This window comes from Tatumella citrea (assembly GCF_002163585.1).
Classification (GTDB): Bacteria; Pseudomonadota; Gammaproteobacteria; order Enterobacterales; family Enterobacteriaceae; genus Tatumella; species Tatumella citrea.
Genome location: NZ_CP015579.1, coordinates 263,635 through 275,778 on the forward strand (window position 1 = coordinate 263,635; position 12,144 = coordinate 275,778).

General features: G+C 49.3%; 13 protein-coding genes. 4 read left to right on the forward strand and 9 right to left on the reverse strand.

Going from position 1 to position 12,144, the window contains the following annotated elements:
• Nucleotides 1–50: 50 nt before the first annotated feature.
• From arcC to argF, 3 genes are all read right to left on the reverse strand, one after another.
• Nucleotides 51–965, reverse strand: coding sequence for a carbamate kinase (arcC, locus tag A7K98_RS01400; protein WP_087486946.1), 915 nt, complete (start codon nucleotides 963–965; stop codon nucleotides 51–53).
• A gap of 17 nt (nucleotides 966–982) precedes the next feature.
• A complete protein-coding gene (arcA, locus tag A7K98_RS01405) occupies nucleotides 983–2,203 on the reverse strand; it encodes an arginine deiminase (RefSeq protein WP_087486947.1) in 1,221 nt (406 codons plus the stop codon).
• Nucleotides 2,204–2,818: 615 nt separating this feature from the next.
• Nucleotides 2,819–3,826: an ornithine carbamoyltransferase gene (argF, locus tag A7K98_RS01410; protein WP_087486948.1), complete on the reverse strand. Its 1,008-nt coding sequence runs from the start codon at nucleotides 3,824–3,826 to the stop codon at nucleotides 2,819–2,821.
• 176 nt (nucleotides 3,827–4,002) lie between these two features.
• Here argF and rraB point away from each other — a divergent pair, with 176 nt between their 5' ends.
• From rraB to A7K98_RS01430, 4 genes are all read left to right on the forward strand, one after another.
• Nucleotides 4,003–4,428 carry a ribonuclease E inhibitor RraB gene (gene rraB / locus A7K98_RS01415; RefSeq protein WP_087490320.1) on the forward strand — a complete coding sequence of 142 codons (426 nt, stop codon included), beginning with the start codon at nucleotides 4,003–4,005 and terminating at the stop codon, nucleotides 4,426–4,428.
• Between the two features lie 103 nt (nucleotides 4,429–4,531).
• A complete protein-coding gene (miaE, locus tag A7K98_RS01420; protein ID WP_087486949.1) occupies nucleotides 4,532–5,296 on the forward strand; it encodes a tRNA isopentenyl-2-thiomethyl-A-37 hydroxylase MiaE in 765 nt (254 codons plus the stop codon).
• 280 nt (nucleotides 5,297–5,576) lie between these two features.
• Nucleotides 5,577–5,786, forward strand: a complete 210-nt coding sequence (locus tag A7K98_RS01425; RefSeq protein ID WP_087486950.1) for a YdgH/BhsA/McbA-like domain containing protein — start codon at nucleotides 5,577–5,579, stop codon at nucleotides 5,784–5,786.
• Nucleotides 5,787–6,239: 453 nt separating this feature from the next.
• Nucleotides 6,240–6,449 (forward strand): YdgH/BhsA/McbA family protein, encoded by a 210-nt coding sequence (locus tag A7K98_RS01430; RefSeq protein ID WP_087486951.1) that lies wholly within the window; start codon nucleotides 6,240–6,242, stop codon nucleotides 6,447–6,449.
• An 89-nt stretch (nucleotides 6,450–6,538) separates the two neighbouring features.
• On the opposite strand, the gene A7K98_RS01435 is transcribed toward A7K98_RS01430, so the two are convergent.
• The 6 genes from A7K98_RS01435 to A7K98_RS01460 form a co-directional block, all read right to left on the reverse strand.
• A complete protein-coding gene (locus A7K98_RS01435; protein WP_087486952.1) occupies nucleotides 6,539–7,558 on the reverse strand; it encodes a C45 family autoproteolytic acyltransferase/hydolase in 1,020 nt (339 codons plus the stop codon).
• A 21-nt stretch (nucleotides 7,559–7,579) separates the two neighbouring features.
• Complete coding sequence (gene glnQ, locus A7K98_RS01440; RefSeq protein ID WP_087490321.1) at nucleotides 7,580–8,305, reverse strand: glutamine ABC transporter ATP-binding protein GlnQ; 726 nt, start codon at nucleotides 8,303–8,305, stop codon at nucleotides 7,580–7,582.
• A 2-nt stretch (nucleotides 8,306–8,307) separates the two neighbouring features.
• On the reverse strand, nucleotides 8,308–8,964 hold the full coding sequence (glnP, locus tag A7K98_RS01445) for a glutamine ABC transporter permease GlnP (protein ID WP_087486953.1): 657 nt from the start codon (nucleotides 8,962–8,964) through the stop codon (nucleotides 8,308–8,310).
• 60 nt (nucleotides 8,965–9,024) lie between these two features.
• Nucleotides 9,025–9,777: a glutamine ABC transporter substrate-binding protein GlnH gene (gene glnH, locus A7K98_RS01450; RefSeq protein ID WP_087486954.1), complete on the reverse strand. Its 753-nt coding sequence runs from the start codon at nucleotides 9,775–9,777 to the stop codon at nucleotides 9,025–9,027.
• A gap of 269 nt (nucleotides 9,778–10,046) precedes the next feature.
• Nucleotides 10,047–10,604, reverse strand: a complete 558-nt coding sequence (locus A7K98_RS01455; protein ID WP_087486955.1) for a carboxymuconolactone decarboxylase family protein — start codon at nucleotides 10,602–10,604, stop codon at nucleotides 10,047–10,049.
• A 3-nt stretch (nucleotides 10,605–10,607) separates the two neighbouring features.
• Complete coding sequence (locus A7K98_RS01460; RefSeq protein WP_087486956.1) at nucleotides 10,608–11,945, reverse strand: aspartate aminotransferase family protein; 1,338 nt, start codon at nucleotides 11,943–11,945, stop codon at nucleotides 10,608–10,610.
• Nucleotides 11,946–12,144: the final 199 nt, after the last annotated feature.

The window sequence follows — 12,144 nt, forward strand, 5'->3', positions numbered from 1 at the left end:
CTGCCAGTAGTGGCGAACCGGCAATGGTTCGGGATGACGGCTGACGGGAGTCAGCCAGGCATAATCAACGTGCCTTTTTTGCCGCTGAGGATAGTGCATCCATCCTGTAATGAGCCGATGCCAGCAATACCGTGACAGTCCCGGACATAGCGGCAGCACGCCGACACTTTTGGTCCCATCGAACCGGTATCAAACTGCAGTTCCTCCAGCGAGCTGACGCTGGTCTGGCCGATGGCTTTTTGTGCCGGTGTATTCCAGTTCAGATAAACGGCATCGGCATCAGTAAGAATCAACAGTGCATCGGCTTTAAGCTGGCGGGCCAACATGGCGGCAGATAAATCTTTATCAATGACTGCCTCAATCCCCTGTAATCCCTGCCCGTGATCAGTGACCGGAATACCGCCACCGCCATTGCAGATCACCAGATGATCTTCTGCCAGCAGAGTGGTGATGGCGGCACTTTCGACAATACTCACCGGCTGTGGTGAAGCGACCACCCGACGGTATCCACTACCGTCCGGTTTGACGGTCCACTGTTTTTCTGCAGATAATTCAAGTGCCTGTTCTGCGGAGTACATCGGGCCGATATATTTGCAGGGATCGAGGAATGCCGGATCCTGTGGATCGACTCTGACCTGCGTCAGCAGAGTGCTGATCTGTTGTTGTGGCAGGAAGTTTTTCAATGCCTGTTGCAGCATATAACCGATCATCCCCTGAGTTTCTGCACCCAGTACGTCCAGCGGATAGGGTTTCACCGCCGGATAAGCTGCGTTCTGCAAAGCCAGCAGCCCGACCTGTGGTCCGTTGCCGTGCACCAGCACAACACGCCAGTCAGCCGTCAGTCCGGCAATGACTTCAGCGGCGATCAGGATATTTTTTTGCTGAATTTCTGCTTCCAGTGGGTCACCCCGTTTCAGCAATGCGTTTCCGCCCAGTGCGACAACCAGCGTAGGCTTATTTTTCACTATGACTCTCCCTGTAATTAAATTCCGTCCCGTTCCAGCGGACAGCTCATACATCTGGCTCCACCGCGTCCTCTGCCAAGCTCATCACCGGCAATCGGCAACACCGTAATCCCTGCCTTATCATATTTCTCGTTAGTCCAGACGTTACGCTCATAACCAATCACTACGCCCGGACGAACGGTCAGAACGTTGTTAGCGTCGTTCCATTGCTCACGCTCAGCTTCAAAACGATCGCCTCCGGTAGTGATTAACCGGATCTGATCAATACCCAGTGCCTGCTCCAGTGCTTTAAGGAAGCTGCTTTCTGCGATGCGGCATAAACCTCCATGTCCGTCCGGGGTCAGGGTCCAGCAGGTCATATTCTGATTAATCACCTGTGGATAGACAGAGAAGGTATCAATATCCAGATGGGTCATCACGGTATCCAGATGCATGCAGGAGCGCTGCTGTGGCAGTTCCAGAACAATAACCCGGCTGGCCTGTTGGTGTTTAAACAGTGAACTGGCGAGAAATTCTATGCCCTGTGCCGTGGTTCTTTCTGACAAACCGATCAGAACGGTTCCCCGTCCAATCACCAGCACATCACCGCCTTCCAGAGTGGCATGATCATAATTAAGGTTGTCATCGCCGTAATAGCGAATGAAATCACTGTTGGCGAAATCCGGATGCCAGCGATAGATGGCCCGCAGGTTATGGGTTTCACGTTGTCTGGCGACTTTAGCCATCGGATTAATACTGACTCCCTGATAAATCCAGCAGGAAGTATCGCGGGTGAACAGATGATTAGGCAGCGGGCGGGTAATAAAATCATCCTGATCGGTCTGACGGCCGGCGATATTTCTGATCTCAGAAGGTAATTCATCGCAGGTTAACCCACCGGTCAGATGGCGGGACAGTTCCCGGTGTGGCATCTGGCCCAGCCAGTCACGGATGTCGGCCGCGAAACATGGGCCCAGACGATAGTCAGAAATCTGAGTTTTCAGCAGCCAGCTTTTAGCGGCCGGGACATCCAGAGTTCTGGTCAGTAAATCAGACAGCAGCAGGACATCCACACCCTGCTGACGTAACGTATCGGCAAACTTGTCGTGCTCCTCTCCGGCCCGTTCTACCGACAAAACATCGTCAAATAACAGATCCTGGCAGTTACTGGGGGTCAGCCTTTTCAGACTGAGATTCGGACGATGCAGCAATACAGTACGTAATGTACCTATTTCGGAACCGACATAATGCTTTTCCATAGATGCTCCTTATCGGTGGAATAAACAGTTTCTGAGAAGATAACTCTGAGACTGTTCCTGAAAACAGCCAAAAAATAATCAAAACATGGCAGGTGAAAATGTGATGCTATTCAAAGAGTGAAATAAACAGCTTGTGGATGAACTATTTAATGAGAGAGATCATTAAGTGGTGGTTTGCTGATATTGAGAAACTGAGAATAAAAATAAATTATCGGAATAATTATTTTATAAACTCATTATTCGGAAGACGATTCCCACCTTTTTGTTTTTTAAGTTATTGATAATTTTTTATTTATTTTTTTGTTTGCATAGTTATACATTTGGCTTGTTGATTAATTTTTTTAGAAAGGGATTATGCCTGGATATTTATTCATTTGCTGGCGAAGATTTGAGGATTTATATTTATGATCTATGCCTGATTTTTAATCTTTAATTTATAAAAACAGGTAGTTGAAAAGCAAACCGAAACGATGAGTTATCAGAATATGCGTTGATAGTGAATATACTTTTCAGCGACGTTCAGAAATTTACGGCCGGGGACAGATAATTATATCAGGGGCGGAAAAAGCAAGGCTCCGGCAACCCGTCAGGTTACCGGAGAGCATCGGGAATAAGTTACTGCTGACCCAGGGTTGCGACCATCACGGCTTTGATAGTGTGCATACGGTTTTCTGCCTGATCAAACACAATACTGTGTTCTGATTCAAAAACCTCGTTAGTCACTTCAATGCCGTCGGTAAACCCGTACTGTTCCGCCATTTGCTTACCCACGGACGTTTGATCATCGTGGAAGGCTGGCAGACAGTGCAGGAATTTAACCTGAGGATTGCCGCTGAGAGCCAGCATCTGCTGATTGACCTGATAAGGACGCAGCAGAGCTATACGCTCAGCCCAGGCTTCTTTGGCTTCGCCCATCGAGACCCAGACATCGGTATAGATAAAATCAGCACCTTTCACTCCGTCAGCCACTGATTCAGTCAGGGTAATTTTACCGCCGGTTTGCGCTGCTGCTGCCTGACACTCTTCCACCAACGCGGCTTCAGGCCAGCAGGCTTTAGGTGCCACCAGGCGCAAATCCAGTCCGGTCAGTGCCGCTGCTTCCAGCATCGAATTTCCCATGTTATTCCGTGCATCCCCGACATAAACCAGGCTCATTTCGGAGAATGTTTTGCCGGGCAAATGTTCCTGCATTGTCAGCAGATCAGCCAGCAGCTGGGTAGGGTGAAATTCGGTGGTCAGGCCATTCCATACCGGAACACCGGCAAATTCGGCCAGAGTTTCAACAATGTCCTGCCCGTAGCCACGGTACTGAATACCGTCATACATTCTTCCCAGTACGCGGGCAGTATCTTTAATCGATTCTTTATGTCCAATCTGGCTGCCGCTGGCACCCAGCCATGTCACGCGGGCTCCCTGGTCATAGGCGGCAACTTCGAAAGAGCAACGGGTACGGGTCGAATCTTTTTCGAAGATGAGCGCGATATTTTTTCCCTGCAGGGCGGGTTTTTCAGTGCCTTGTTTTTTTTCTTTTTTCAGGCGGGCTGCCAGGCTCAGTAACTGTTCGAGTTCGGCAGGGGTAAAATCTAACAGTCTCAGAAAATGACGCTGATACAGCTTACTCATACATCGCTCCGGATAGTAAAAATAATATGAATTAATATTCAATCTATATGTATGAATATTCATTTTCAACCTTATTTTCAGTTATCTGGTGCTTTAGTGTAGTGCCGCGCCGGTGGCTGTGGGAAAATAGTCATTTGGCGGGGGGCTCACCCCTGTGTGCACCTGAGGAACATCCGATGACTTTTGAATCCTTTATGGAAGAACAGCGCGAAGAAACACGCGAAATTATTGAAGAATTACTGGAAGATGGCAGCGATCCTGATGCGCTCTATACCATCGAACACCATTTGTCCTGTGACAGCTTTGATGCGCTGGAAAAAGCCGCTGTTGATGCTTTTAAGCTGGGCTATGAAGTGACTGACCCTGAAGAGCTGGAACTGGAAGACGGCACAACCGTAATGTGCGTGGATATCATCAGTGAAGTCGCGCTGAAAGATGATCTGATTAATGCGCAGATCGAGCAACTGGTGAAAATGGCCGGTAAGCATAACGTCGATTATGATGGCTGGGGGACTTACTTCGAAGACCCGGATGCTGAAGACGAAGATGACGATGAAGATGAAGCTGGCCCGGAAGAAGGTGATACCGGCGTTCGTCACTGAGTTGTTACTGATATCAACTCAAAGCTACACCCCTGTCTGAGCATCTCGCCGGGCCGGGGTGCTTTTTTGTTTGCTGGTTGTTTTCACTGAAAGTCACTGAGTTATGAACTACGCTGCCCTTGTCGAACCGCTGTTACAGTTTTTGCATTGCCAGACCCCTCAGGCCTGGATTGATGAAGCCAGTAAACCGGAAAATCTGCCGTTACTACTGACTGACCACCTGATCTGTGAACTCAAAGCGGCCCAGACCGCGGCATGGCTGATTCGTAAATATGCAACGGATAAACCTGGTGGGGAGGCACTCAATCAGTGGCTGATTCCCTATGAGAATTTTATTTACCGTGAACATCCGGACAGCGATTTTATTCAGGCTCATCGCAGTCTGGGCAAAAACATTCATCGCAGAGAAACCTTTCCCTGGTCGGATGAACTGACAGATAAGATGGTGCTATTGATCAAAGAAGAGCTGCATCATTTTTATCAGGTCTGGGAGATTATGCAGGCCCGTGGTGTGGTTTACCGGAAGATCACTGCCAGCCGATATGCCAAAGGCTTGTTGCGGGAAGTGACTACCCATGAACCTGATACGCTGGTAGATAAACTGATTTGCGGGGCTTATATCGAGGCTCGCTCCTGTGAACGTTTTGCTGCACTGGCTCCCCACCTGGATGATGAACTGGCAAAGTTTTATCGTTCGTTACTGCGTTCAGAAGCACGTCATTACCAGGATTATCTTTCACTGGCACGTCAGATATCCCCTTGCGATATTGCCTCCCGGGTCCGGAAAATTGGAGAAACTGAAGCGGAACTGATTACCTCTGCTGACCAGGAACTGCGTTTTCACAGCGGACCGCCGGAGAAGTACTAAAACCTGCTGACTCTGTTCACTTTTTCCCGCAGATAGCACTATCTGACCAGTGGTTAGTTTTTAGTTTGTCTTTATTAAAAGATATAAACCCTGCCTTGTTGTTGCTTTAATTGATTTTCATCTGCTTTTTTATCCGTTTGTGCCAGATGATTGTCATCATTCATTTATTTTGAACAAGATAAGCAATTTGTTCAGCTTTTGTCTTTAGAAGGACGGGGCTATTATTCGCTCCATCAAGGCAATCTGGCCTTCGGACAAATAAATGAATTAAGGTGATATCATGAAATCTATCAAAACTTTCGTCGCAGTTGCTGCACTTTCTCTGATTTCTTTTGGTAGCTTTGCACAAAGCGTCACTGCATGTGCAGATACTCTGGACGCCGCAGAAGCGCAGATCGCTGCTCAGGCACATAAAGCCGGTGCTTCTTACAAAATCACTGAAGCTACTTATAAAAACGGCGTACATATGACTGCAGAACTTAACAAATAAGCTTCGCTCGCAGTATCAGCCCATCACGGCTTCGGCCGGTTGGGCTGTTGTTGTTTCCCTCTGTTCCCTTGCCTGACCAAACCTTTCTGTGGCTGTTCCCGTTTTGTTCCACCGCTAGTTTACTCACAGTGCAGTGATTCCTTTCCGTCGAAGAATCTCAGCCGTTATTGCCATGATTTTTGGTGAGCCGAATGATGGTTGTTTATACCGTTTCCGGCTGTGGCGATAAAAGCTGCGTCGGGTAAACGGAATATCAGAGGGTTGTTGACCCCGCTATTCGGACGGTGATCAGTCAGTATTCGCAGGTAAAGTGAGGTTAACCTTACCAGCAAGCACCTTGTACAGAATGCTCTTCGGCAGGTTTCAGTGAGTATCTGATGATCCGGACAGACCGCGAGCGGGGGAAGGGTGCTTAACGGTGAGCTCATCCTCTAACTAAGACCGGAGAATACAATGGGTACCAAAAAAGCATTTGCAGTGGTGACGGCACTTTCATTGCTGTCGTTTTATTCTGTGGCCGAAACGGTGACTGCTACTGCAGATAATCTGGATGATGCTGAAGCGGTGATTGCCGCTCAGGCCAAAAAAGCCGGAGAGTCCTACACCATTACCGAAGCTACTATGAATAACGAAGTGCATATGACGGCGGAACTACATAAATAAACCGGTCGCCGGAAATAAAACAGGTCTCTTAGGTAAAGAGACCTGCGGCAAGGAACGTGCATCAATGAGTGGATGTTCAGTCGTAAAGCTTACTGCCCGCTCTGACCACTCAACACTACCTGTGGGCGATCCAGTCCGTAAACCGACCAGTGCACAGTATTATCACCGATAAGGAAGAAAGCCGTTGCCAGGGTATTTTCCTGGTCAGGGTCATCTTCTGCCAGTCGGTAGACCGGCAGTTCACCCTCGTCATCAGACAGGATTGATAAAACCTGTACCGAAGAGAGGCTGGCGACCTCTGCTAATTGCCGGTCTATGCTCTGTTGTCTTGATCCTGAACTGCCGGTTATCACCTGCCGGGTGCTCTGCTGTTGTGAATGGATCAGGTGGTTGGCATGGCCGCTGCAACCCGTAATTTCGGTAACGCTGCTGCCTGTACCGGTGGCTTCCACGCTGAATATTCGCCCATCACCCGCCTGACCTAACGTATGGTGAAATGCACCGGCGCGAGGTGACTGGCTAAGTATGGCAACGGCATCATCCAGTCGTGTGGCGTTGAGAGATTCTCTGGCCAGCACCTGGCGGGGAAGTCCTGCCGGGCGCTCAATGGCCCGGATATTATTGACTGCGTTCACGATACCGTACTGATTAACAGCAAAAGTATGGCCGCAGATCGAACCCGGATAGGCGAAACTGGTAAAAGCAGTCCCTTCCAGCGGAATAATATCGGCAATAAAACAGTCGTCACGAAGTTGGGGGAAACCATCTTCGTTATGAGCAATAAAGCCCTGACCGGCGCTATCGCGGCCGGCCAGGGTAGTGCAACCATCCGAGGTAGAACGCACCAGGTCACCCCGGCAGTTCCAGGCAAACACTTCCTCTGGTGCGGCTTCCATCCCGTAGGCCAGTCCCTGCAACTCCTGCCAGATTAACGGGTAATCACGTTGTACCGCCAGAGCCATCGACTGTGCTTCCGGCGAGTGTTTCAGGCTGATTACCGTCTGCCATAATGCGGTCTGAGTCAGTTTCTGATGCCACGCCGCTCGTCCGGCGATACCCAGTTGTTCACCGATGGTAAAGGCATTACCCCGGATGGTTATCTTTTTCATAAAATGTACGTCAGTTTCCTGTCAGGATACGTGCTGCAGGAATTCCTGCAAACGGGCACAGCCATTACCGCCTTCAATCAGCTCAACCGGTGAACCATCTTCTGCAATCGTTCCGCCATCGATAAAGATCAGTCGGGAAGCCACATCACGGGCAAAGCCAATTTCGTGAGTCACAATCACCATGGTCATGCCTTCTTCCGCCAGTGAACGCATAACCTGCAGCACTTCATGGCGCAGTTCCGGGTCCAGGGCTGACGTAGGCTCATCAAACAACATCATCTGAGGCTTTACTGCCAGTGCACGGGCAATAGCCACACGTTGCTGCTGTCCACCTGACAGTTCAGAAGGGTAATGGTCTGCACGTGCAGCCAGTCCTACCCGGGTCAGCAGATCCATGGCCTGCTTGCGGGCGTCAGCTTTATTGGTGTGACGAACCTTGATAGGTCCGAACATCACGTTTTCCAGAGCTGTCAGATGTGGGAACAGGTGAAACTGCTGAAACACCATGCCTGCTTCGCGGCGAATGTCACGCTCATTGACATGTGGATCAGTCAGATGCATACCGGCAACCATCAGGGTTCCGGAAGAAATTTCTTCCAGTTTATTGATGCAACGCAGCAGCGTCGATTTTCCTGACCCGGATGGGCCGATGATGACTACGACTTCACCGGCATCAATTTTCAGATTGATATCGTGCAGCACCTGCGTTGAGCCAAAATTTTTCGAGACATTTTGAAATTCAACCATACTCATAAGATATGCATCCTTTTTTCCAGAGTTTTAAGCAGGAAGCTCAGGCACAGAGTAACAATCAGGTAAAGTGCTGCAACTGCGGTCCATACTTCAAGTGCGCGGAAGTTGCCGGCGATAATTTCCTGGCCCTGACGGGTCAGCTCGGCAACACCAATCACGATAAATAATGAGGTGTCTTTAATACTGATGATCCACTGGTTACCCAGGGCCGGGATCATGCGGCGTAATGCCAGAGGCATAATGATGTACCACAGTGTCTCGCGGGAGGAGAGCCCCATCGCCAGACCAGCTTCACGGAAGCCTTTATTAATAGACAGTAATGCTCCGCGGGTAATTTCGGCGATATAAGCCCCGGAGTTAATCATAATGGTGACGACGGCGGCAGTAATCGGTTCGATATGCACCGGCAAGGCTAACGGCAGGGCGAAGTAAATAAACATCACCTGCACCATAATCGGGGTGCCACGGATAAGTTCGACAAAAATCAATGAGATGGTTTTTGATATCTTACCGCCTAACGCACGACTGACACCGGCGACCAGGCCAATGACAAATCCTCCAATTAAGCCGATGACTGAGATAAACAGGGTCAGTTTCAGCCCCTGCAATAAAATTGGCACGGCTTGCCAGACATAACTGATATCAAAATTCATAATGGTTATCCGCACGGTCAAATAGAAAAGGGGCCAGCAGGGCTGGCCCAAAATAACAACTTATTTAGGTTCTTTGTCGAACCATTTCAGGTAAATTTTGTTATAGGTTCCGTCAGCACGTAAGGCTTTCAGAGCTTCGTCAACACGTTTGGTGTATGGACTGTTTTTCTGCAGAGCAAAACCGTACTGCTGTGGCAGAACGCTGTCATTCTCGCCGGTTGCTTTGATTTTTCCGTCACCGGCAGTTTTCACGTAGTACAGAACGTTTGGTGAGTCGTGGACCACGGCATCAATGTTACCGGCCTGCAGATCCAGGTAGGCGTTATCGATGTTCGGGAATTCAACGTAAGTCGCTTTCACGTTAGCTTTCATGTAGGTCGCTGCCGCAGTACCCTGCTTCAGACCCACTTTCTTACCTGCCAGATCACTGAATTTGTTGATGCCAGTAGCGGTGCTTTTCACTGCCATCAGCAGGTCAGCATTGTAGTACGGGTCACTGAAATCAACGGCCTGAGCACGTACCGGAGTAATAGTGATACCTGCCATTGCCACATCAATGTTACGTGACTGCAGGCCCGGGATCAGACCACTGAAATCCATAGGTTGCAGTGTGTATTCCACGCCCATTTTCTTAGCGATGGCATTCCACAGATCAATATCAAATCCGACGTATTTATCCCCTTGTTTAAATTCAAAAGGTACAAACGCGGTATCGACACCGACGGTTAGTTTGTCTTGTGCCATAGCACTGAAACTGAATGCACTTGCCAGTAAAGCCAGGGAGATCCCAACAGTATTAATTGTTTTCAGCATAACGAATCCTTTTTATAAGATCGGATGTGTGTGAGTCATATTCTAAAAAGCAATAACTATGCCAGGATTTGTAATAAATTATTTTCGACAAAAAATAACTTAACCATATGATTTATATAATTTTTATATGTTACCTGGCTGTTAATCATTAACATAGTTACAAACTGACGGGTAATCAGATTTACTTATAGAAAAGCGGGTGTTTTTTGCACTGCGGTGGTGCTTCATCCTGGATCATGAAGCACCTTTTTGGTGCGGTTCGGCGGCGATTAGAAATCTTCCGCCGGGGATTGTGTCGGGGTACGGGCTACATTCATCATCATCGCCAGCAGAGAGTAATAACCATTAATGCCGGTTAAATCGATCACAGCAGTTTCACCAAACTGGCTGATAACCTGCTGCCATATCTCGTCACTGACCTGTTTTTGCTGGTGTAGCTGCTGGCAGAAATGATAAACCAGCCATTCGTCCTGCTTCAGCGAATTTTCCTGCGGTTCCTGCCGGTGCCGGATAGCGGTAATGGCTTGTTCTGAAATGCCCTGTTGGAGCGCAATCGGAGCGTGGATTTCCCATTCTACCGGTTGGTTCCAGTAACGTGCTGTCAGAATAATTGCCAGCTCTGACAGGCGAAGACCTATTGCACTACGGTAGCGCAGATACTCGCCCATACGCTGAGCATGTGACATGAGCTCCGGGCTGCGTAACAGAACCTGAAAAGGGGGTAACAATGCTCCGCGCGGACCATTAATCACCTCTTCTGCCAGTACCCGCTGCTCCTCACTCCACTGCTCCTGCGAGAGTGGTGGTAACCGGTTTTTGTCGGTCATTTATCAGACTCCCGCAGCTTTATGGGTTTCCTGCTGAATGACCTGCTTCAGGGTATCCACCACAAAATCCAGCTGCTGTTCTGTCACAATAAATGGCGGAGCGATCAGGATATGATCTCCCTGCTGACCATCGATAGTGCCACCCATCGGATAAACCATCAGCCCTTTATCCAGACAGGCACGTTTAATCGCCGCATTCAGTTTCAGAGCCGGGTCAAACGCAGCTTTAGTTTGCTTATCTCTGACCAGTTCAACACCGGCAAACAGTCCGCGCCCACGGGTATTACCGACAAATTCCAGTCCGGCTAACTCTTTTTCTAATTTTTGGAGTAAATAATTTCCCTGCTGTTGCACCTGACTTAACAAATTCTCCCGCTCGATTACCTGCTGCACTGCCAGAGCGGCTGCGGCGGCGGTTGGGTGGCAGATATAAGTATGGCCATGCTGGAATAAGCCGCTGCCACGACGAAGCGGTTCGATGACTTTATCACTGACCAATACTGCACCAATCGGCTGATAGCCGCCGCCCAGGCCTTTAGCGATAGTCACGATATCCGGAACAACATCATCCTGTTCGAAGGAGTGCAGAGTTCCGGTGCGGCCCATGCCACACATAACTTCATCAGCAATGTACAGGATGCCGTATTGGTCACACAGCTTCCTTACCCCGGCGAAGTAGCCTTTGGTGGGTGGAACTGCACCCGTCGTGGCTCCGCTAACAGTTTCGGCGATAAAACCGATAATTTTATCCGCACCGGTTTCGAGAATGGTCTGCTCAAGTTCGCTCAGCAAACGTTCAGTATATTGCTGTTCTGTTTCATCCGGACGTTGATCACGGTAAGCATTACAGGCCGAAACCCGTGCCACATCCATCAGTAACGGAGCAAATTGTTTACGGCGCCATTCGTTGCCACCCACGGCCAGTGCACCCAGGGTATTCCCGTGATAGCTCTGGCGACGACCAATAAAGGTGGTTTTCTGTGGCTGACCGGTTTCCACGCAGTACTGACGTGCCAGCTTCAGGGCTGTTTCTACTGCTTCTGAACCGCCGGAGACAAAATAGACCGAATTCAGGGAGCCTGGTGAGGTGCGCACCAGTTGATCAGCCAGACTCTCTGCGGCTTCGCTGGTAAAGAACCCGGTATGTGCATAAGCCAGGGTATCAATCTGACGGTGCATTGCCGCCAGAACATCCGGGTGAGCATGGCCGAGGCAGGAGACTGCTGCACCGCCGCTGGCATCCAGATAACGTTTGCCGGAAATATCGGTGATATAAGCACCTTGCGCCGAAACGGCAACCGGTGGTGTGAAACTCAGACTGCGGTGAATAATATGGCTCATGATAATCCCGTCACTGATGTAAGCAGGGGAAAACCCCGGATAAAGTTTATACTCTCAGATTCAAATGAATCATTCAATCTAATAATGATTCATTTGTATTATTTTGGTTCGACCTCTGACACTGGTGCAGACACCGGTTTTCTAAACGGTATTTATTGAATACGGTAGCGTACCGCCGGAACATCCGGCGGTACATCTG